The organism is Rhodococcus jostii NBRC 16295, from assembly GCF_001894825.1.
In the GTDB taxonomy this organism is placed as follows: domain Bacteria; phylum Actinomycetota; class Actinomycetes; order Mycobacteriales; family Mycobacteriaceae; genus Rhodococcus_F; species Rhodococcus_F jostii.
Genome location: NZ_BCWY01000126.1, coordinates 1 through 20,517, shown reverse-complemented (window position 1 = coordinate 20,517; position 20,517 = coordinate 1). Strand labels below are relative to the sequence as shown.

Below are 20,517 nucleotides of genomic sequence, written 5' to 3'. Positions count from 1 at the left end.
CCGCGACAACCGCACGTTCGGCGACCGGGCCCCGCGCCGCGACTTCGGCGACAGCGCACCCCGCCGCGAGTACGGCGGCGGCAACAGCGCCCCGCGTCGCGACTTCGGTGACCGCGGCGACAGCCACCGCGGGACCGGTGAGCGCAGCTTCGATCGCAGTGCTCCCCGCCGCGACTTCGGCGACAACCGCGACAACCGCGGTGCGGCAGGCGGGTTCCGCCGCGACGACCGCAGGGACGATCGCCGCGACGACCATCGTCCCGCGGCCACGTCGGAGCGGCGCCCCGCGTCGACCGGTGGCGGGTTCCGCAGCCGCACGGAGCGTCGTTCGTACGACGGCTTCGACGGACCGCGGCGTGAGCGTCGCAGCTGATCGAACGCTGATCAGACAACCGAATATCGAAGTGTGAGAGAAGGCCGGCCGTCGCATGTGCGATGGCCGGCCTTCGTATGTTTGGCTTAGACCGTCGAGGTGTTCGTAGCCGCCGATTTCACTACCGCCGAGCGAGAGGGAATGCTGTATCCATGACTATCGACAACACTGAGGGTGCCCGCGCCCAGATCGGCGTCACGGGACTGGCCGTCATGGGCTCGAACATCGCCCGCAACTTCGCCCGGCACGGTCACACGGTCGCGCTGCACAACCGCAGCATCGCCAAGACCGACGCCCTCATCGAGGAGCACGGCAGCGAGGGCGACTTCGTCCGCACGGAGACGATCGAGGAGTTCGTGGGCGCGCTGCAGAAGCCGCGCCGCGTGCTGATCATGGTCAAGGCCGGCGACCCCACCGACGCCGTCATCGAGGAACTCGCCGCGGCGATGGAGCCCGGTGACATCATCATCGACGGCGGCAACGCCCTGTACACGGACACGATCCGCCGTGAGGCCTCCCTCCGGGAGCGTGGCCTGCACTTCGTCGGCGCCGGCATCTCCGGCGGCGAGGAGGGCGCGCTGAACGGTCCGTCGATCATGCCGGGCGGACCGAAGGAGTCCTACGCGGCCCTGGGACCGCTGCTCGAGTCGATCGCCGCGCAGGTCGACGGCACCCCCTGCTGCACGCACATCGGCCCCGACGGGTCCGGGCACTTCGTGAAGATGGTGCACAACGGCATCGAATACGCCGATATGCAGCTCATCGGCGAGGCGTACAACCTGCTCGGGTCCGCCCTCGGGTACGACGCCGGCAAGATCGCCGACGTGTTCACCGAATGGAACGGTGGCGACCTCGAAAGCTATCTCGTGGAGATCACCGCGGAGGTGCTGCGGCAGAACGACGCGAAGACCGGTAAGCCGCTCGTCGACGTGATCGTCGACGCCGCCGAACAGAAAGGCACCGGCCGCTGGACCGTCAAGTCTGCGCTCGACCTCGGTGTCCCCGTCACCGGGATCGCCGAGGCCGTGTTCGCCCGCGCCCTGTCCGGGTCCCGCGACCAGCGCAAGGCCGCGGTCGGTCTCGCCTCCGGTCAGCTGGCCGACAAGCCCACCGATGCCGCCCAGTTCACCGAGGACATCCGGCAGGCGCTGTACGCGTCGAAGGTCGTGGCCTACGCGCAGGGATTCGACCAGATCGCGGCCGGCAGCGCCGAATACGACTGGGATCTGCACCCCGCCGACCTCGCGACCATCTGGCGCGGCGGCTGCATCATCCGGGCACGGTTCCTCAACCGCATCAAGGACGCGTACGACGAGAACCCGAAGCTGCCGAGCCTCATCCTGGCCCCCTACTTCCGGGACGCCATCGAGACGGCCATCGACAGCTGGCGCCGGGTCGTGTCCACCGCGACGCTGCTGGGTATCCCGGTGCCGGCGTTCGCGTCGTCGCTGTCCTACTACGACGCCCTGCGCGCCGAGCGGCTGCCCGCGGCCCTGACCCAGGGGCAGCGCGACTTCTTCGGCGCCCACACCTACGAGCGGGTCGACGCGGACGGCAAGTTCCACACCCTCTGGAGCGGTGACCGCAGCGAAGTGCAGGCCTGAGTCTCGGCCGACTGCCCGTCCCCGGCCGTGACGCACCCCGTGTGCGTCACGGCCGCGGCGTCGGAATACCCCCTTCGCAGGCGGTAGCCTGTCCGATATGCCCGACGACGAGTTCTCCTCGCCCGCACCGGTGGGTGAGACGTTCCTCGAGCTCGGTCTCCCCGCGGTGATGACCCACGCCCTCGCCCGCAGCGGCATCGGGGCGCCGTTCCCGATCCAGGCGGCCACCATTCCCGACGTCCTCGCGGGCCGGGACGTGCTGGGCCGCGCGCCGACCGGGTCCGGGAAGACCCTCGCGTTCGGACTGCCGATGCTCGTGCGGCTCAAGGGCGCCGCGAGCAGGCGGGGCTTCCCGCGCGGCATCGTCCTGGTACCCACCCGTGAACTGGCACTGCAGATCGAACGCGCACTGGACGAACCGGCGCTGTCGGTGGGGTTGCGGGTGGCGAACGTCGTCGGCGGGATTCCCATCAAACGTCAGGTCGAGATCCTGTCGCGGGGGGTCGACCTGCTGATCGCGACGCCGGGACGCCTCGCCGATCACCTGGCCCAGGGGTCGGTGTCGCTGGACGACGTGACGGTGCTGACCCTCGACGAGGCCGACCACATGGCCGACCTGGGGTTCATGGAGCAGGTCACGACGATCCTCGACAAGACCCCGGCAAACGGTCAGCGGCTGCTGTTCTCGGCGACCCTCGACGGGGACGTCGACACCCTCGTCCGCCGGTATCTGCGAGACCCCGTCACCCACTCCACGGCGCCGGTTGCCGCGTCGGTGAGCACCATGCGCCACCACCTGCTGTTCGTCGACAGGGTCGACAAGGGATCCGTTGTGGCACATATCGGTTCACGTGCGGGACGCACTCTCATGTTCGTGCGCACCAAGTATGGGGTGGACCGGCTCGCGCAGCAACTCCACGAAGTCGGCATCTCCGCCGGCGCCCTGCACGGCGGCAAGGCGCAGAACAACCGCATCCGCACCCTCGAATCCTTCGCCGACGGCACCACCCCGGTCCTGGTGGCCACCGACGTCGCGGCGCGGGGCATCCACGTCGACGACATCTCGCTCGTCGTCCACGTCGACCCCCCGGCCGACCCCAAGGACTACCTGCACCGCGCTGGCCGCACCGCCCGCGCCGGGGAGTCCGGCGTCGTGGTCACCCTCGTCACCGAGGAGGAACGCGCCGAGGTGGAGAAACTGACCCGTAAGGCCGGGATCGACGTGGACGGCGTGCGGGTGCGGCCCGGCGACGCAGTGCTCGCCGAGATCACCGGCGCCCGCCGCCCGTCCGGGAGGGCGGTTCCCGCCCCCGACACGCGGGCCCCCGCGCAGGACACCCCGAAGAAGGGCCGGCAGGCGCACGACACCGGTGGGCGGCCGGCCCGCCGCGGCCGCCCCGGGGACGGCGGGGCTACCCGGTCGGGTGCGCGCCGCGGCCGCAAACCCGGACCTGCGTCAACTCCGCACGGACACCGCAACCGCGGGGCACACTGAGAGGCATGTCCCTGCCGTTCGCGTCCATCGTGTGCGCACTGATCGCGGCGTTGTTGTTCGCGTGCGCGTCGGTGGCCCAGCAGAGTGCGGCGTCCGCGGTCCCCGAGGACGCCGGGTTGATGACCACCCTGCTGCGCAGTCCCCGCTGGTGGGCCGGGTTCGTCGGCGACGGCGGCGGGTACGCGATGCAGGCGGTCGCGTTGGCGCTCGGGTCGGTGCTCGTGGTGCAGCCGCTGCTGGTGACGGCGCTGCTGTTCGCGTTGCCGTTGTCGGCGAAGTTCTCCGGGTACCGGCTCAGCCGCACCACCTGGGCCCTCGCCGTCGCGCTGGCCGTCGCGCTCGCGATCTTCCTGGTGATCGGCGACCCCACCGAGGGCAACATCGACGCCCCGTTCCGCGAATGGGTGGTGCCCCTCGGCATCCTCCTGGCGGTGGTGGCGGTCGCGGCCGCCGCGGGGATGTCGAAGATCGACCCCGGGTGGCGGGCCCTGTTGCTCGGCGGGGCGGGTGGCATCCTCTACGGGGTGGCGGTCGCGTTCACCAAGTACGTCGTCGAACTCGTGCCCCGCGGGCTGTGGGCGGTGCTGAGCAGCTGGCAGGCGTGGGCGCTCGTCGCCGCCGGGCTGGTCGGGGTGTACCTGCAGCAGCGCGGCTTCCAGGTGGGTCCGCTGTCCGCGTCGCTGCCCGCGCTGACCATCGCCGAACCCCTCGCCGCCGTCTTCCTCGGCATGACCGTCCTCGACGAACGACTCCGGGTGGACGGCCCCGGGCTCGTCGTGGTCGGCTGCGCGGTGGCGGTGATGCTGGTGGCCACCATCGGACTGTCCAGGTCGCAGGCGCAGCAGACATCCGACACCGCCGCAATTTCCCCGGTATCGTCCTGACATGTGCAGTTCCTCGACGGGCATCGCCCTCCCTATGACCTGACGTACGACGATGTGTTCCTGGTGCCGAACCGCACCGAGGTCACCTCGCGGTTCGACGTCGACCTGTCCACCTCGGACGGGTCGGGCACCACCATTCCGATCGTCGTCGCCAACATGACGGCCGTGTCGGGTCGCCGCATGGCGGAAACGGTCGCCCGCCGCGGCGGTCTGGTGGTTCTCCCCCAGGACCTTCCGGCGCCCGCCGTCGCGGCGACCGTGTCGTTCGTCAAGAGCAGGCACCTGGTCGCCGACACCCCGGTCACGCTCGGCCCCGACGCCGCCGTGTCCGACGCGCTGGCGCTGCTGCCGAAGCGGGCGCACGGCGCCGTGGTCGTCGTCGAGAACGACCGCCCCGTCGGTGTCGTCACCGAGGGCTCCTGCACGGACGTCGACCGGTTCGCGCGACTGCGCGCGGTGGCGCTCACCGACTTCGTCACCGCCCCCGTCTCCGCGTCGCCGCGGGAGGTGTTCGAACTCCTCGAGGGCAAGCATGACTCCCTCGCCGTGATCGTCCACCCCGACGGCACCCTCGCCGGTGTCCTCACCCGCACCGGCGCCATCCGGGACGGCATCTACCAGCCCGCCGTCGACGGCAACGGCAAGTTGCGGGTCGCCGCGGCCGTCGGCGTCAACGGCGACGTCGCCGCGAAGGCCCGCGCCCTGGTGGACGCGGGCGCCGACCTGCTGGTCGTCGACACCGCGCACGGCCACCAGCAGAAGATGATCGACGTCCTCGGCGCCCTGAAGAAGGCCGACCTCGGGGTCCCGCTGGTCGCCGGCAACGTCGTGTCCGCCGCCGGCACCCGGGATCTGATCGACGCGGGCGCCGACATCGTGAAGGTCGGTGTCGGGCCGGGCGCGATGTGCACCACCCGCATGATGACGGGCGTGGGCAGGCCGCAGTTCTCCGCCGTCGAGGAATGCGCCACGCAGGCGCGGGCGATGGGCGCGCACGTGTGGGCCGACGGAGGCGTCCGTCACCCCCGCGATGTGGCTCTCGCTCTCGCGGCGGGCGCGTCGAACGTGATGATCGGGTCGTGGTTCGCGGGCACCTACGAGTCGCCCGGCGACCTGCGCGTCGACCAGGCCGGCAACGCGTACAAGGAGAGTTTCGGGATGGCCTCCAAGCGGGCGGTCGCGGCCCGCACCGCCACCGACACCGCGTTCGACCGGGCCAGGAAAGGGCTGTTCGAGGAGGGTATTTCGAGTTCCCGGATGCGGCTGGACCCGGAACGTCCCGGCGTCGAGGACCTGATCGACCACATCTGCTCCGGTGTGCGCAGCACCTGCACGTACGCGGGGGCGCGGACGGTGGCGGAGCTGCACGACAAGGCGGTTCTGGGTGTGCAGTCGGCCGCCGGGTTCGCCGAGGGCCGCCCGCTTCCGGCCGGCTGGTGACGACCGCATTTTGATGTGCTGGTGGGTGTCCTGTTCCACGGAACCGGACATCCACCGGTATCATTGGTCGCTCAACCACACCAGTTCTCGGCGCCGGACCCGTCCGGGCCGTCGAGGCCGAACGAGAGGACTCCGGTGCCCGCGGCACCCACACACGCAGCAAGCGCCCCACCGACCGATGTCTCCGGGAGTGTTGTCGCCTCCTGCTCCGTGGAATCGGACTCCGATTCCGCCGGTTCGGAGGGCTCCTCTAGCGAGCCGGGCGACAAACCCGGCGATCCCCGTTCCTCAGCTCGGCGGCGATGACCGATGGACATCGCGCTCAGCATTCTCGCTCTGACCGGCTTTCTCGCCCTGACCGCGGGCACCGCGTTGTTCGTGGCCGCAGAGTTCTCCCTCACCGCCCTCGAACGCAGCACCGTCGACTCCCACGCCCGCGGCGGTGACCGCCGGGCCCGGCAGGTGCAGCACGCGCACCGCACGCTGTCGTTCCAGTTGTCCGGGGCGCAGCTCGGCATCACCATCACCACCCTGATCACCGGTTATCTGTCCGAACCGGTGCTCGCCCGCTTCATCACCCCGATCCTCGATGCAGTCGGTTTCAGCGAATCCGCTGCCGCGGCAACGTCGTTGGTGATCGCGCTCGTCCTCGCGACGTCGTTCTCGATGGTGTTCGGTGAACTCGTTCCGAAGAACCTCGCCATCGCCCACCCCCTGCCCACGGCGCGCGCGACCGCCGGCATGCAGGCCGGGTTCTCGCTGATCTTCAAGTGGGCCATCAAGGGGCTCAACGGAACCGCGAACTGGCTGGTGCGACGCCTCGGCATCGAACCGGCCGAGGAACTGCGCTCGGCGCGGTCCCCGCAGGAGCTGGGTTCGCTGGTCCGGACGTCGGCGCAGCGCGGCGCCATCGACAAGGGAACGGCCCTGCTCGTCAACCGCTCGCTGCGCTTCGGTGAACGCACCGCGGAGGAACTGATGACCCCGCGCGTGAAGATCGAGACACTGTCCACCACCGACACGGTGGCCGACCTGATCGACACCGCCGCCCGCACCGGTTTCTCCCGCTTCCCCGTCGTCGACGGCGACCTCGACGACGCCGTCGGTGTCGTCCACATCAAGCACGCGTTCGCGGTGCCCGCCGGACGTCGCCGCACCACCCGCCTCAGCTCCCTCGCCCAGAAGGTTCCGGTGGTGCCGTCCAGCCTCGACGGTGACGCCCTGATGGAACGGATCCGGTCCGACGGCATGCAGGTCGCGCTCGTCGTCGACGAGTACGGCGGCACCGCAGGCGTGGTCACGATGGAGGATCTGATCGAGGAGATCGTCGGCGACGTCCGCGACGAACACGACGAACCGGAGATCGACGTCCAGCGGATCGGCGACGGCTGGTCCTGCTCCGGTCTGCTCCGCGTCGACGAGGTCTCCGACACCACCGGCTACACCGCCCCCGAGGGCGAGTACGAAACCCTCGGCGGACTCGTGCTCACCGAACTCGGACGGATTCCCGACGAGGGCGACACGGTGGAACTTCCGGTGCCCGAGGGGCACCACTCCGGCGGCCGGTGGGTCGCGACCGTGACGCACATGGACGGCCGGCGCATCGACCGGGTGCTGCTCACCCCCGAACCCGCGGACACCGGTAGCGACGAGGAGGACGACGATGAGTGACCTCTTCGGTGTGCTGCTCACGTTCGTGCTGCTCGCCGGCAACGCCTTCTTCGTCGGCGCCGAATTCGCGCTGATCTCGGCGCGCCGCGACCGGCTCGAGGCGTTGGAGGCGCAGGGCAAGAAACGCGCCCGCACCGTGATCGTGGCGGGTGAGAATCTGTCGCTGATGCTGGCGGCCGCGCAGCTCGGCATCACGATCTGCTCGATCCTGCTCGGTAAGGTCGCCGAGCCGGCGATCGCGCATCTCCTCGAGGTGCCGCTGCACGCGGTGGGGCTGCCTGCCGGCCTGCTGCACCCGGTGTCGTTCACGATCTCGCTGGCCCTTGTGGTGGTGCTGCACATCCTGCTGGGGGAAATGGTGCCGAAGAACATTGCACTGGCGGGCCCGGAGCGGTCGGCGATGCTGCTGGTGCCGCTGCACCTCGTGTTCATCAAGCTGGCCCGACCGCTGATCTCGTTCTACAACCTGTGCGCCAACCTGACGCTCCGGTTGCTGCGGGTCGAACCGAAGGACGAACTCGACGTCACGGTGTCGGCGGTGGAACTGTCCGAGATGATCGGCGAATCCCGCTCCGAGGGACTGATCGATGCGGAGGAGCACCGCCGGCTCACCCAGGCGCTGGAGACCACCGACCGCACGGTCAGCGAGGTGATGATCCCCCTCGACGAGGCCCGGACCATCCCGCTGACGGAGGGCGGAACGCGGCTCGGCGCCATCGAGGAGGCCGTCGTCGAGACCGGGTACTCCCGGTACCCGGTGCGCGCCGAGGACGGCTCCCTGGTCGGGTACCTGCACCTCAAGGACGTGCTCGACGACATCCTGGACGAGGAGGCCGGACCCGACACGGTGATCCCCCGCTCCGACATCCGCCCCCTCCCCAGCATGTCGACCACCACACCGCTCGCGGAGGCGTTGGCGATCCTGCGGCGGGCCAGCTCCCACCTGGGGGCGGCGGCAGACCCGTCCGGGCGGATCGTCGGGATCGTCGCCCTCGAGGATCTCGTCGAGGAGTACGTGGGCACCGTGCGTGACGGCACCCACCGGGTCAACGGCGTCAACCCGGGTCGGCGAACGAGCTGATCGTGACGAACGTTGTGGACGCGTCGGAGTGGGTCCCTCGCCGCGACCGGCACCGGGAGCGGGTCTCGGCACTGATCGGACCGCACCGGGAGCGGCGCGAACGCGGCGAGACCCACCCGGTGATCGACTTCCTCTTCACCTACTACAGCTACCGGCCGAACCAGTTGCTGCGCTGGCACGCCGGGTGGGGCACCGTCCTGACCGGAGCGGAGGAGTACGCCGAACTCCGCGGGTATCACCGCACCGGCGGCGGCGTCACCGTCGACCCGGAGTTCCTGCGGCGCCGCGCGGACACGGTCGCCTTCACCGCACGACTGATGGAGGCGACGGCCGAGCGTCCCGCGCACCTGTCCTGCTTCGGCCTGCACGAGTGGGCGATGGTGTACCGGGCCGGGGAGCTCCGGCACGGCAGCGTCCCGTTGCGGCTCGGCCCGGGCGGCACGGACTGCGTGGTGGAGGCGGCGCAACTGCGCTGCACCCACTACGACGCCTACCGGTTCTTCACCCCCGCCGCCGAACCGCGGAACAGCCTGCCGCTGACCCGGGCCGATCAGCTGGGGCGGGAGCAACCCGGGTGCCTGCACGCGTCGATGGATCTGTACAAGTACTGCTACAAGCTGGCGCCGCTGATCGACTCGGACCTGACCGTCGACTGCTTCGAGCTGGCGCTCGCCGCACGGGAACTCGACATGCGGGCCAGCCCCTACGACCTCACCGGCTACGGGTACACGCCGATCCCCATCGAAACCCCGCACGGCCGCGCGGAGTACGTGCGGCAGCAGTCGGCGCTCGCGGCCCGCGCCGCGCCGCTGCGTGCCGCAGTGCTCGACCGGTGCCGCCGGTTGCTCGCTACCGTGAGGCCATGACTCGCACGGGCCGCGGCGACCCGGGCGCCTATCTGGCGGCCCGGTTGCCCGTGTTCGCGTTGGCGGCCGGTTCGGTGGCCGCCCTCACCGGCGCCGTCGACCGGCTCGACGCCGTGCACGGGCGGGAACCCCGGTCGTGGCGGCTCGACCCGGAGCGGATCGCCGCGTCCTTCGCGAGCGACCGGCTGCTGCGGGTGTCGGGTTCCCCGGTGTCGGGTTTCGCGGAACTGTCCGGGTTCTTCGCGGCGTCGGACGGCTGGGTGCGCACGCACGCCAACTACCCGCACCATCGCACGAGGCTGCTGGAGGCGCTCGGGCTGCCGGACGGGTCGGACCGTGACGCGGTGGCCGCCCGGATCACGCGGATGACCGCCGCGGAGGTCGAGGACCGTGCCGCCGCGGCGCAAGCCGTCGCCGTGCGGGTGCGGACGGAGGACGAGTGGGCGGCGAGCCCGCAGGGTGCCGCCGCGGCGTCCGGTGAGCTCGTCTCCACCGTCGTGCACGACGGGAGTTCCCGTCCCGGCCCGGGGCACCGGTCCCGCCGGGTGCCCGGCGGGACCCCGTTGAGTGGGGTACGGGTCCTGGACCTGACCCGGGTGATCGCGGGCCCTGTCGCCACCCGCACCCTGGCGCTGCTCGGCGCCGAGGTGCTGCGGATCGATCCGCCGTCCCTCCCGGAGATCGTGGTGCAGCACCGGGACACTGGTCAGGGCAAGCGGTCCGCGCTGCTCGACGTGCGGTCCGCGGACGGCAGGCCGGTGTGGGACAGCCTCCTCGCCGAGGCCGACGTGGTGGTCACCGGGTACCGTCCCGGCGCGCTGGACGGACTCCTCGACGACGCCCCCGATCATCTGGTGCGGGGGCGGGTGTGCGCGTGGGGTGACTCCGGCCCCTGGGCGCACCGCCGCGGCTTCGACAGCATCGTCCAGGCGGCGTCGGGGATCGCGAGAATCGAGGGCGGCGACACCCCGGGCGCGCTCCCCGCGCAGGCACTCGATCACGCGACCGGGTACCTCCTCGCCGCCGGCATCGTCGACGCTCTCGCCGCCGGTCACGGGGACGGCCGGGGCCGGTCCGTGGACGTGTCGCTCGCCCGCACCGCCGCGTGGCTGCTCCGGGCGGGCGGCCGATCCGAGGATCCGCCGCCGGCCGCGGTGCCCGGACCCGGCTGCCTCGTCACGCACGGCGACCTGACGACCGCCCGCCCCGCCCTCACCGAATTCGACGACTACCCGTTCCCGGCGCGGGGCCGGGGTGGCGACACTCCGGCGTGGACTCAGCTCACACCGCCGTGAACCTCGGGCCCGGGGCCCCGGTCAGATGCCCCGGCGGCAACCGGCGCCCGCACAGCACGAGCAGCAGGTCCTGGGCGGTACCGTGCAGCGATGCGCCGTCCCCGTAGGTCCAGTCGCGGTCATCCGCCGTGAGCCGCACACCCTCGAGGTCGGTGCCGAAGTACTTCGCCCGCTGCGGTGTCAGCCCGCCGAGGACGCGGCTCAGCCGGTCCGGCGGGACCGTGCGGTCGATCCCCAGCGCCACCGTGATGTCCAATCCGTGGATCACGTCGTGCGACAGGGCGCCGTCGAAGCCCCCGCCCGGCGGTGTCCATGGGAACGCGGCGTTGTCGCGCAGCGTCGCCACCCACTGTTCGGGGGTGAGTGTGTCGGCGTCCGCGCGGGCCCGCCGATCCGACATGCGGTTGAAATTCCCTCGCGCCTTGATCATCTCGACGGCGAATCGGGGCATCGAGTACCGGTACGGCATCGTGATGTGCGCGAGCACCTCCCGGACCCGCCACCCCGCGCACAGTGTGGGCGCGTCCCACTGCTCCGGTGTCAGACCCTCCAGCACGGTCGCCAGATCCTGGCGCTCCGCGACCACCCAGTCCGGGGTGTCGGTCTCGCTGCGTGCCATGCGGCACTCCTCTCGTCCTCGCTCGATGCTCCCCGATACAGACTCGGTGTGTCCCGGGAAGTCACCGCTCCGGCAGTATGGACGCGTGAAGACGCACCACTATGCGCTGACCGTCACCTGGACCGGGCACCGCGGGCGCGGCACCACCGCGCCGGACGCCTACGACCGGGACCACACCGTGTCGGCGCCCGGCAAACCCGACGTCCGGGGCAGCTCGGACCCGTCGTTCCTCGGCGACCCGCAGCGCTGGAACCCGGAGGAGTTGCTGGTCGCGTCGCTGTCGCAGTGCCACATGCTGTGGTATCTGGGGCTCGCTGCCGCGGCCGGTGTGGTCGTCGTCGACTACCGGGACGAGCCCACCGGCACCATGTCCGAGCACCCGGACGGGGCAGGCGAATTCACCGAGGTGGTGCTGGCGCCCGTCGTGACCGTCACTGACCAGTCGATGGTCGCGCGCGCCGAACGGCTGCACACCCGCGCACACCAGAAGTGCTTCATCGCACGGTCGGTCAACTTCCCGGTGCTCCACCGGCCCGCGGTGCGTGTCGGATGAGCGCGCCGACGCACCGGCTGATCGTCGACGTCGACACCGGCATCGACGACTCCCTCGCCCTGCTGTACCTGCTGGCCAGCCCGGAGGCGGAGATCGCCGGCATCGCCAGCACCGCCGGCAACGTGCCCGTCGAGCAGGTCGCGGCCAACAACCTGAACTGGCTCGCCCTGTGCGGCGCCCCCGACATCGAAGTGGCGCTCGGCGCCCGGGTTCCCCTGGACGGCCCGCTGCGCACCACCGAGGACACCCACGGCCCGCAGGGCATCGGGTACGCCGTCCTCCCCCCGTCCGGGCGGTCGCTGTCGGCGCGGGACGCCACCACCCTGTGGGTGGACCTGGTCCGCGCCCACCCCGGCGAGCTCACCGGGCTGGTGACCGGCCCGCTGACGAACCTGGCCCTCGCGATCCGCGAGGAACCCGCCCTGCCGCGGCTGCTGCGGCACCTGGTCGTGATGGGTGGGGCGTTCAACCACCCCGGCAACACCACCCCCACCACCGAATGGAATGTGTCGGTGGATCCGGAGGCGGCCAAGGAGGTGTTCGACGCGTTCTCCGGGCTCCCGGCGGGCCGGCGCCCGATCCTGTGCGGTCTGGACGTCACCGAGACGATCGAGATGACCCCGGATCACGTCCGGCGGCTGGCGGAGGCGGCGGGCAGTAGTCCCGCCGAGATCATCTCCCCCGACGACGGGCCGGAGGTCCGCTCGACCGCGAGCAACCCGGTGATCCGGCACCTGTCGGACGCGATCCGCTTCTACATGGACTTCCACCGCACCCACGACCAGGGTTTCCTGGCGCACATGCACGACCCGTTCGCGGCGGCGGTGGCGCTGAACCCGGCGATCACAAGGACCCGCCCGGCCACCGTCGACGTCGAACTGCACGGACGCCTCACCCGCGGCACCACGGTCGCCGACTGGGTGGGGCACTGGAACCGGGAACCCAACGTCGACATCGCGGTGAGCACCGACCCGGCCGCGTTCTTCGACGATCTCGTCGACCGGGTCGGGCGCTACGCGAAATCAGTCGGCTGACTCGTCCGTGCCGTCGAAGGCGTCGAGGATCTCGGCGGCGGCCAGCGCCGCCGTCAGCGACCCGTCCCGCACCTGCTGCTCGACCTCACCCCGGATCGCCTTCACCCGCGTGTTGGATGCGAGCCGGCGCAGCAACTGGTCATTGACCATCGTCCACGTCCAGTCCACCTGCTGACGCCGCCGGTTCTCCTCGAACTGCCCGGCCGCGCTCAGCACCTCCCGGTGCCTGCACACGGTGTCCCAGAACTCTTCCAGCCCGACGCCCTCGAGTCCGCTCATCGTGATGACCGGCGGCGTCCAGACGGCGTCGTGCGGGTAGATCAGCCGCAGCGCACCCGCGAGTTCCCGGGCGGCGCCCTTCGCTTCCCGCTCGTGCTTGCCGTCCGCCTTGTTCACTGCGACGAGGTCGGCGAGTTCGAGGACACCCTTCTTGATGCCCTGCAACTGGTCGCCGGTGCGGGCGAGGGTGAGGAAGCAGAAGCAGTCCACCATGTTCGCGACCGTCACCTCGGACTGCCCGACCCCCACCGTCTCGACGAGGATGACGTCGAAACCGGCGGCCTCGAGCAGCACGATCGTCTCGCGGGTCGCCTTCGCGACCCCGCCGAGGGTGCCCGAGGTGGGTGACGGCCGGATGTAGGCGTTCTTCTCGACGGTCAGGCGCGCCATCCGCGTCTTGTCGCCGAGGATCGACCCACCCGTGCGCGTCGACGACGGGTCCACGGCCAGGACCGCCACCCGGTGCCCCTGACCGATCAGGTGCATGCCGAGGGCGTCGATGAACGTGGACTTCCCGACGCCGGGGACCCCGGTGATCCCGACCCGGTGCGCCTTCCCCGACTCGGGCAGCAGTTCGAGCAGCAACCGCTGCGCCGCCTCACGGTGATCGGTCCGGGTGGACTCGACCAGGGTGATGGCCTTCGCCAGGCCGGCACGCTGATTGGCGCGCACGGCCTCGGCGAGGGCATCGATGTCGACTGGAGGCCGCCCCATGCTATTCCGGGGTGCCCGTGAGGTCGTGGCCGAGCTGCGCGGCCAGTTTCTCGAGCAGACCGCTGGCGGCGTCCGCGATGACCGTCCCGGGCGGGAAGATCGCGGCGGCACCCGCCTCGTAGAGTTCGGCGAAATCGCCGGGCGGGATGACGCCACCGACCACAATCATGATGTCGGGACGCCCCGCCGCCGCGAGTGCTTCCCGGAGCGCGGGCACCAACGTGAGGTGGCCCGCGGCCAACGACGACACACCGACCACGTGGACGTCGTTGTCGGCCGCCTGGTTGGCGACCTCTTCCGGGGTCTGGAACAGCGGTCCGACGTCGACGTCGAATCCGATGTCCGCGAAGGCCGTGGCGATCACCTTCTGGCCGCGGTCGTGGCCGTCCTGCCCCATCTTGGCGATGAGGACGCGGGGCCGCCGGCCCTCTTCCTCCGCGAACTTCTCGACGAGTTCCGTTGCCTTGTTGATGTTGTCGACCTTTCCGGCCTCGTCCCGGTACACCCCGCTGATGGTCCGGATCTCGGCCTGGTGACGCCCGTACACCTTCTCGAGAGCCTCGGAGATCTCCCCGACCGTGGCCTTCGCGCGGGCCGCGTCGATCGCGAGAGCGAGCAGGTTGTTCTCCATGCCGCCCTCGGTGGTGGCCGCGGCGCGGCTCAGTTCGGCGAGCGCCGCCTCGACGGCGACCGGATCCCGGTCGGCGCGCAACCGGTCGAGCTTCTCGAGCTGCTCCTTGCGGACCCTCGAGTTCTCGACCTTGAGGACCTCGATCTCGTCGGCCTCGTCGGGCACGTACTTGTTGACACCGATCAGCGGCTGGCGGCCGGAGTCGATGCGGGCCTGGGTGCGGGCGGCGGCCTCCTCGATGCGCAGCTTCGGGATGCCCTCGCTGATCGCCTGCGCCATGCCGCCGGCCTCTTCGACCTCGGCGATGTGGGCGCGGGCCCGGTTCGCCAGCTGGTGGGTGAGCCACTCCACGTAGTGCGACCCGCCCCACGGGTCGATCGGGCGGACGGTCCCCGACTCCTGCTGCAGCAGCAGCTGGGTGTTGCGGGCGATGCGCGCCGAGAAGTCCGTCGGCAGGGCCAGGGCCTCGTCGAGCGCGTTGGTGTGCAGCGACTGGGTGTGCCCCTGCGTCGCCGCCATCGCCTCCACACAGGTGCGGGCCACGTTGTTGTAGACGTCCTGCGCGGTCAGCGACCAGCCCGACGTCTGCGAGTGGGTGCGCAGCGACAGCGATTTCGCGGACTTCGGGTCGAACTTCGCCACCAGTTCGCTCCACAGCAGGCGACCCGCCCGCAGCTTCGCGACCTCCATGAAGAAGTTCATGCCGATCGCCCAGAAGAACGACAGCCGGGGCGCGAACTTGTCGATCTCCATGCCGGCGTCGAGGCCGGCGCGGATGTATTCCACACCGTCCGCGAGGGTGTACGCGAGCTCGAGGTCGGCGGTGGCACCGGCCTCCTGGATGTGGTAGCCGGAGATGGAGATCGAGTTGAACTTCGGCATCTTCGCGCTGGTGTACGCGAAGATGTCGGAGATGATCCGCATCGACGGCTTCGGCGGATAGATGTAGGTGTTGCGGACCATGAACTCCTTCAGAATGTCGTTCTGAATGGTTCCGGCCAGCTTCTCCGGTGCGACACCCTGCTCCTCCGCCGCCACCACGTACAGCGCGAGGATCGGCAGCACCGCCCCGTTCATCGTCATCGACACGCTGACGCTGTCGAGTGGGATGTGGTCGAACAGCTGCCGCATGTCCAGGATGGAGTCGATCGCCACCCCGGCCATCCCGACGTCACCCTGTACCCGCGGATGGTCGGAGTCGTAGCCGCGGTGCGTGGCCAGGTCGAACGCCACCGACAGACCCTTCTGCCCGGCCGCGAGGTTGCGGCGGTAGAAGGCGTTCGATTCGGCGGCCGTCGAGAATCCGGCGTACTGGCGGATCGTCCACGGCTGGTTCACGTACATGGTGGGGTACGGGCCGCGCACGAACGGCGCGGCGCCGGGGAAACTGCCGACCGGGTAGCCCTCGGCCTCGGCGGTGTCCCGGTCGGCCTTGGTGTAGACCGGTTTGACGTCGATGCCCTCGGGGGTGGACCACACCACCTGTTCCGGGGTGTAGTGGTTCGCCGCCGCGGCGGCCGCGATCAGCTCGTCCGTCTGCTCCGGGGTCGGGGCGGACGGCTGCGGAAACTGCGGATCCTCCAACGGCACTTCGGCGAAGCTGCCGATCGCGTGCTTGACCTCGCGAGTAGTCACTTCTTGCTCCCTGTGTCGCCCGAGGAGTCACTCGAGCTCTCGATGATGTCGAGCAGTCCGGACAGGACCGAGACTGCGTCGATGCGGGCGGTGACGAATCCGTCGGGCCGGGCGGAACCGTCCGCGTCGGCGACGACCTTCTCCGGTCCGGCGAGCAGCACGGTGCCGACGCCGGCGGCGCGCAGCTCCTCCACGGCGGTCGCGGCTTCGGTGGCGTACCGCTTGTCGGTGCCGCAGATCACCGCGATCCCGGCGCCGGATTCCTTCGCGGCGGCGGCGATGCTGCCGTCGCCGATCGCGAGGGGTCCGGGGTTGAGGGCCTCGATGCCGCCCGACGCCAGCAGGTTCGCGCTGAACGTGGTCCGCACGTTGTGTTCGGCGACGGGGCCGAGCGGGGCCAGGAACGCGGTGGGCCGTGCGCCGTTCGCCGCCAGGTAGGCGTCGGAGCGGTCCCGCAACGCCTCGAAAGCCGCGGCGTACCGGGCGACCCGGCCCTCCTCCGCGGCGCCCGCGGGCAGCGGTGCCTCGCCGAGGTTCGGGAACTCGTTGACCCCGGTGACCGCGGTCTTTCGGTGCGCGATGTCCGAATCACGTTGTGCGCGTGTGGAAGCGATGCGCTCGGAGATCAGGCCCGCGTCGTGTGCGGTGAGGTACCCGCCGGCGGCCTCGATCTGCTGGAAGAACTCCCACGCCTTCGCCGCGACCTGCTGGGTGAGGTCCTCGACGTACCACGACCCGGCGGCCGGATCGAGTACCCGACCGAGATGCGACTCCTCGAGCAGCAGCAGCTGGGTGTTGCGGGCGATGCGGGCGGCGAAGGTCTTCGACACACCCAGCGCCCCGGCGGGCAGTGCGGCGTCGAACGGCAGGACCGTGACGGCGTCCGCGCCGCCCACGCCGGCGCCGAACGCGGCGAGCGTCGTGCGGAGCATGTTCACCCACGGATCGCGTTGCGCCATCATGGCCGCCGAGGTGACGGCGTGCTGCGGGGCGCCGCCGAAGTCGGAGGCGCCGCAGACCTGCGCGATCCGCGCCCACACCAGCCGTGCGGCCCGGAACTTGGCGATGGTCTGGAACTGGTCGTCGGTGGCCGAGAACCGGAAGCCGAGCTGTCCGAGCGCCTGCCCGATGGTCAACCCGCTCGCGGTCAGCGCCCGCAGGTATTCGAGGCCGGCGGCGATCGACGCGCCGAGTTCCTCGGCGTCGGCGGCGCCGGCGTTGTGAAACGCGGTGCCGTCCACGGTGATCGCCCGCACGCTCTCCGCGCGTGCCGCGGACTCGGCGGCGAGGGCGACCGCGTCGCCGAGGTCGACGTCGGCGGCACCGGAGAAGGCGCTCGTGAGCGGCGCGGCCCCGAGGTCGACCCGGACCGCGGTGCGATCGGTGACACCGTCGCCGGCGGCGGCACGCGCGTCGAGCAGGGCGAACAGTGCCCGCGCCGCGAGGGGTGCGTCGGTTCCGGCGTCGAGGGTGAGCGGCGCGAGGTCGAGGAGGACACCGTCGAGTGCCGTCTCCAGCGACCGGACGGGCAGATTGCCGCCGCCGACGGCGAGCCACAGTGCGCTGACACCGTTCTCGAGGGAGTCGAGGACGGACCGGTTGACGTCCGCCGCCTCCGCACCCTCACCGAACCGGGCGCTGACCAGCCAGCCGGCGTTGACGTCCCGGGAGGCGTCCGCGCCGCGGACGTACGGGAAGGTGCCGGGCAGCGGCTGTTCCGGACGTTCGTCGCGCGGGCTGTAGAGCGGTGCGACGGTGACGCCGTCGTAGGTGACGGTCTCGAGGAGCGTCTGGGGTTCCGGACCGAGTTCCGCGGCGTCGACCCGACGCGACTTCGCGAGGACTCCGGCCACGGAGTGCTGCCAGTCGGCGTAAGCCCGCGCAGCTTCCTCGGCTTCTGAAGCTAGTGACACGGTGTCGGCTTCCTCTCCCTGATGAGCGATCGATCAATACGTTGTGTGACTGTGATGCTAGCCGCAGTCCGGCCTCCCCTATCGTGAGGATCACCACAGCACGAATAACCTCAGGTCATGAGCATTGCGTACGAAGCGGCCGGTACCGATCGCACCGCCACCCAGCGGTTGTTCGGACTCGGCGCGCCGGCCCGGGGCGTCGACGACCGCGGCGAACCACTCAATCGTATGAGCATGGACATCGGCGCGCTCGCCCCGAATACCACCCGGACCGCGTACAGCGGTGTCCTCGCCGTACTCCTCGACGATCTCCTCGGATTCACCGTCTGGGACCGGCGCGGCACCCGCGACGGCCTCGTCACGGCGGAGCTGTCCGTCGACGTCCTGACACCCCGGCGGTGGCAGGGGCCGACGCTGTGGGCGGAGAGCCGGCTGCTCGCACTCACCGCCGACGGCGGCACCTCGACCGCCCGGGTCTGCGACTCGGCGGGCACCCTGATCGCCACCGGCACCCTGTGGGGCAACTTTGTGGACCTGCCGATGCCGGCGGCGGACCGGTCGGCGCTCCCCGGCCTCCCGGCACCGGGGGTGCCGCCGCTCGAGTGGATCGGGGGGCGGATCGAGGACGGGCCCGGCGTGCGGGTGGTGGTGCCACCGAATCCGCTGATCGCGAACAAGCTCGGGTTCATGCACGGCGGCGTCCAGGCGTGCGCGATCGACCTGGCGGCGACCGCCGCCCTGAGTCGGGACGGCGCGGACATGGACACCGCGTCCGCGCGGATCAACTTCTTCCGCCCGGTCGCCCTCGACTGCGACACGACGTTCACCGCGGACGTGGTCCGGGTGGGCCGCGCGGTGTCGGTTGCCCGGGTGGCGGGGACCTCGGGCGGGCGGATCTGCGTCGAGGCGACGGTGACGGGGCGGCGCCGCCTCACCTGACCGGCCGCTCGCGACGCCCCGGGCCCGGCACCCGGGTAGCCTGGTGCCCTGTGAAGAGACGCCTCGGGGACCGCAGGGTGATCGGCGTCGCAGTACTGGCAGTCGCGCTGCTCGTCGTCGCACTGCTGGCACCCCATCCGTCCGTGCTGCAGGTCCGGGAATGGGCGCAATCCATCGGACCGGCCTTCCCCCTCGTCTTCTTCGCCGTGCACGCCCTCGTGACGGTGTTCCCGTTCCCCCGCACGGTGTTCACGCTGAGTGCCGGACTGCTGTTCGGCGCGTGGCTGGGCATCGCGATCGCGGTGCTGGCGTCCACGGTGAGCGCCGTCTTCGCCCTGTACCTGGTGCGCGCCGTCGGCCGGGACGTGGTGTGGCAACGCATCTCCAACCCGACGATCCGCCGGGTGGACGAGCGGATCGCCCGCCGTGGCTGGCTCGCCGTGGGGTCGCTGCGACTGATCGCGTTCGTGCCGTTCTCCGTGGTGAACTACTGCGCCGGTGTCTCGTCGATCCGGTTGGTCCCGTACGTGCTGGCCACGGTGGTGGGCATCCTGCCGGGAACCGTCGGCATCGTCGTTCTCGGCGACGCCCTCACCGGGGAGACGAATCCGGCGCTGCTCGTGCTGTCCGCGGTGTGCATCGTCGTCGGGATCGCGGGGTTGGTCGTGGACTCCCGCCGGCCCCTGGACGGTTCGGTCGAACCGCTTGCGGATTCGCCGGCCGACCGTCCCGCCGAGGACGAGTCAATCCCGCAACCTTGAAACCCCAGAGTCAAGCTTTGAGTATTGACATCGGATTATCCAGTTTCTAACCTTGACTCATGTTCGTGTTGACCGTCGACCAGCGCGGAAGCCGCCGCGACGTCGACCGGGTCGCCCCACTCCTCGCCGAGCTCGGCACCCGCGACCTCGTCCGGCCGTTCCAGCGCACGGCCGGCGACGAGATCCAGGCCGTCGTCGACGATCCGGCCACCGTCGTCGACCTCGCACTCGACCTCGTCGGACGCGAACACTGGAGCATCGGCATCGGTGTCGGACCCGTCGAGGAACCACTCCCCGCCGAGACCCGCGCCGGGCGGGGGCCCGCCTTCGAATCCGCGCGCGCCGCCGTCGACCGCGCCAAGACCGCCCCCGGCCGGGTGGCCGTGGACGGACCAGACCCCGACAGCGCCGCCGACGCCGACACCGCGCTCACCCTCGTCGCCGTCCTCGTCGCCCGCCGCACCGAGGAGGGCTGCGAAGCGGTCGAGCAGATGCGACACGGCGCCACCCAGACCGACGCGGCGCGGGCGCTGGGGATCAGCAAGCAGGCGGTCTCCCAACGACTCTCCACCGCAGGCTGGCACGTCGAGACCGCGGGACGACGGCTGGCCGAACGACTCCTACGCAAGGCGGATTCATGACAGCACTCGCGCTGATCGCCCTCGGCGTCGCCGCGGTCGCGCCCCTGGCCCTCGCCGCGCCCCGCAGCCCGCGCTGGATGGCGCAGTGG

General features: G+C 71.0%; 17 protein-coding genes and 1 pseudogene. 14 read left to right on the top strand and 4 right to left on the bottom strand.

The window, feature by feature from the left end:
• The 9 genes and pseudogenes from RJ1_RS40930 to RJ1_RS40885 form a co-directional block, all read left to right on the top strand.
• Window positions 1-373, top strand: a pseudogene (locus tag RJ1_RS40930) (DEAD/DEAH box helicase); the annotation flags it as partial.
• A 152-nt stretch (window positions 374-525) separates the two neighbouring features.
• Window positions 526-1,977 carry an NADP-dependent phosphogluconate dehydrogenase gene (gene gnd / locus RJ1_RS40925; RefSeq protein WP_073369598.1) on the top strand — a complete coding sequence of 484 codons (1,452 nt, stop codon included), beginning with the start codon at window positions 526-528 and terminating at the stop codon, window positions 1,975-1,977.
• A gap of 97 nt (window positions 1,978-2,074) precedes the next feature.
• Window positions 2,075-3,472 carry a DEAD/DEAH box helicase gene (locus RJ1_RS40920; protein WP_073369596.1) on the top strand — a complete coding sequence of 466 codons (1,398 nt, stop codon included), beginning with the start codon at window positions 2,075-2,077 and terminating at the stop codon, window positions 3,470-3,472.
• Window positions 3,473-3,477: 5 nt separating this feature from the next.
• Window positions 3,478-4,356, top strand: coding sequence for a DMT family transporter (locus RJ1_RS40915; RefSeq protein ID WP_073369595.1), 879 nt, complete (start codon window positions 3,478-3,480; stop codon window positions 4,354-4,356).
• A gap of 3 nt (window positions 4,357-4,359) precedes the next feature.
• Window positions 4,360-5,796: a GMP reductase gene (gene guaB1 / locus RJ1_RS40910; protein ID WP_073369593.1), complete on the top strand. Its 1,437-nt coding sequence runs from the start codon at window positions 4,360-4,362 to the stop codon at window positions 5,794-5,796.
• A gap of 309 nt (window positions 5,797-6,105) precedes the next feature.
• Complete coding sequence (locus tag RJ1_RS40900; RefSeq protein WP_073369588.1) at window positions 6,106-7,467, top strand: hemolysin family protein; 1,362 nt, start codon at window positions 6,106-6,108, stop codon at window positions 7,465-7,467.
• Complete coding sequence (locus tag RJ1_RS40895; RefSeq protein ID WP_073369586.1) at window positions 7,460-8,548, top strand: hemolysin family protein; 1,089 nt, start codon at window positions 7,460-7,462, stop codon at window positions 8,546-8,548. Before RJ1_RS40900 ends, RJ1_RS40895 begins: the two co-directional genes overlap by 8 nt.
• Window positions 8,549-8,550: 2 nt before the next feature.
• Window positions 8,551-9,414: a 3-methyladenine DNA glycosylase gene (locus RJ1_RS40890; RefSeq protein WP_073369584.1), complete on the top strand. Its 864-nt coding sequence runs from the start codon at window positions 8,551-8,553 to the stop codon at window positions 9,412-9,414.
• Complete coding sequence (locus RJ1_RS40885) at window positions 9,411-10,709, top strand: CoA transferase (protein ID WP_073369583.1); 1,299 nt, start codon at window positions 9,411-9,413, stop codon at window positions 10,707-10,709. The genes RJ1_RS40890 and RJ1_RS40885 overlap by 4 nt, the downstream gene beginning before the upstream one ends.
• On the opposite strand, the gene RJ1_RS40880 is transcribed toward RJ1_RS40885, so the two are convergent.
• On the bottom strand, window positions 10,696-11,328 hold the full coding sequence (locus tag RJ1_RS40880; protein WP_073369581.1) for a maleylpyruvate isomerase family mycothiol-dependent enzyme: 633 nt from the start codon (window positions 11,326-11,328) through the stop codon (window positions 10,696-10,698). The two genes, RJ1_RS40885 and RJ1_RS40880, sit on opposite strands and share 14 nt — an antisense overlap.
• A gap of 85 nt (window positions 11,329-11,413) precedes the next feature.
• On the opposite strand from RJ1_RS40880, the gene RJ1_RS40875 reads away from it, so the two are divergent.
• Window positions 11,414-11,881 (top strand): OsmC family protein, encoded by a 468-nt coding sequence (locus tag RJ1_RS40875; protein WP_073369579.1) that lies wholly within the window; start codon window positions 11,414-11,416, stop codon window positions 11,879-11,881.
• On the top strand, window positions 11,878-12,915 hold the full coding sequence (locus RJ1_RS40870) for a nucleoside hydrolase (protein ID WP_073369577.1): 1,038 nt from the start codon (window positions 11,878-11,880) through the stop codon (window positions 12,913-12,915). Before RJ1_RS40875 ends, RJ1_RS40870 begins: the two co-directional genes overlap by 4 nt.
• On the opposite strand, the gene meaB is transcribed toward RJ1_RS40870, so the two are convergent.
• The 3 genes from meaB to RJ1_RS40855 are packed head-to-tail and all read right to left on the bottom strand — an operon-like array spanning window position 12,904 to window position 18,087.
• Complete coding sequence (gene meaB, locus RJ1_RS40865; protein ID WP_073369575.1) at window positions 12,904-13,908, bottom strand: methylmalonyl Co-A mutase-associated GTPase MeaB; 1,005 nt, start codon at window positions 13,906-13,908, stop codon at window positions 12,904-12,906. The two genes, RJ1_RS40870 and meaB, sit on opposite strands and share 12 nt — an antisense overlap.
• Window position 13,909: 1 nt before the next feature.
• The gene (gene scpA, locus RJ1_RS40860; protein WP_073369573.1) at window positions 13,910-16,174 is read right to left on the bottom strand and encodes a methylmalonyl-CoA mutase; all 2,265 of its coding nucleotides are present in this window, start codon (window positions 16,172-16,174) and stop codon (window positions 13,910-13,912) included.
• Complete coding sequence (locus tag RJ1_RS40855) at window positions 16,171-18,087, bottom strand: methylmalonyl-CoA mutase family protein (RefSeq protein WP_073369571.1); 1,917 nt, start codon at window positions 18,085-18,087, stop codon at window positions 16,171-16,173. The genes scpA and RJ1_RS40855 overlap by 4 nt, the downstream gene beginning before the upstream one ends.
• Before the next feature lie 117 nt (window positions 18,088-18,204).
• Between RJ1_RS40855 and RJ1_RS40850 the strand changes: the two genes are divergently transcribed.
• Genes RJ1_RS40850 through RJ1_RS40840 form a run of 3 tightly spaced genes read left to right on the top strand, consistent with a single transcriptional unit; the run spans window position 18,205 to window position 20,428 of the window.
• On the top strand, window positions 18,205-19,026 hold the full coding sequence (locus tag RJ1_RS40850; RefSeq protein WP_073369569.1) for a PaaI family thioesterase: 822 nt from the start codon (window positions 18,205-18,207) through the stop codon (window positions 19,024-19,026).
• Between the two features lie 50 nt (window positions 19,027-19,076).
• A complete protein-coding gene (locus RJ1_RS40845) occupies window positions 19,077-19,787 on the top strand; it encodes a TVP38/TMEM64 family protein (RefSeq protein ID WP_255284953.1) in 711 nt (236 codons plus the stop codon).
• A gap of 59 nt (window positions 19,788-19,846) precedes the next feature.
• Window positions 19,847-20,428, top strand: coding sequence for a hypothetical protein (locus RJ1_RS40840; protein ID WP_073369565.1), 582 nt, complete (start codon window positions 19,847-19,849; stop codon window positions 20,426-20,428).
• Window positions 20,429-20,517 lie beyond the last annotated feature (89 nt).

What these genes read in the sequence shown, in the direction of transcription:
- gnd (WP_073369598.1), top strand. Translation starts at nt 526, where the DNA reads ATGACTATCGACAACACTGAGGGTGCCCGCGCCCAGATCGGCGTCACG.
- RJ1_RS40920 (WP_073369596.1), top strand. Translation starts at nt 2,075, where the DNA reads ATGCCCGACGACGAGTTCTCCTCGCCCGCACCGGTGGGTGAGACGTTC.
- RJ1_RS40915 (WP_073369595.1), top strand. Translation starts at nt 3,478, where the DNA reads ATGTCCCTGCCGTTCGCGTCCATCGTGTGCGCACTGATCGCGGCGTTG.
- RJ1_RS40900 (WP_073369588.1), top strand. Translation starts at nt 6,106, where the DNA reads ATGGACATCGCGCTCAGCATTCTCGCTCTGACCGGCTTTCTCGCCCTG.
- RJ1_RS40895 (WP_073369586.1), top strand. Translation starts at nt 7,460, where the DNA reads ATGAGTGACCTCTTCGGTGTGCTGCTCACGTTCGTGCTGCTCGCCGGC.
- RJ1_RS40885 (WP_073369583.1), top strand. Translation starts at nt 9,411, where the DNA reads ATGACTCGCACGGGCCGCGGCGACCCGGGCGCCTATCTGGCGGCCCGG.
- RJ1_RS40880 (WP_073369581.1), bottom strand. Translation starts at nt 11,328, where the DNA reads ATGGCACGCAGCGAGACCGACACCCCGGACTGGGTGGTCGCGGAGCGC.
- RJ1_RS40870 (WP_073369577.1), top strand. Translation starts at nt 11,878, where the DNA reads ATGAGCGCGCCGACGCACCGGCTGATCGTCGACGTCGACACCGGCATC.
- meaB (WP_073369575.1), bottom strand. Translation starts at nt 13,908, where the DNA reads ATGGGGCGGCCTCCAGTCGACATCGATGCCCTCGCCGAGGCCGTGCGC.
- RJ1_RS40850 (WP_073369569.1), top strand. Translation starts at nt 18,205, where the DNA reads ATGAGCATTGCGTACGAAGCGGCCGGTACCGATCGCACCGCCACCCAG.
- RJ1_RS40840 (WP_073369565.1), top strand. Translation starts at nt 19,847, where the DNA reads ATGTTCGTGTTGACCGTCGACCAGCGCGGAAGCCGCCGCGACGTCGAC.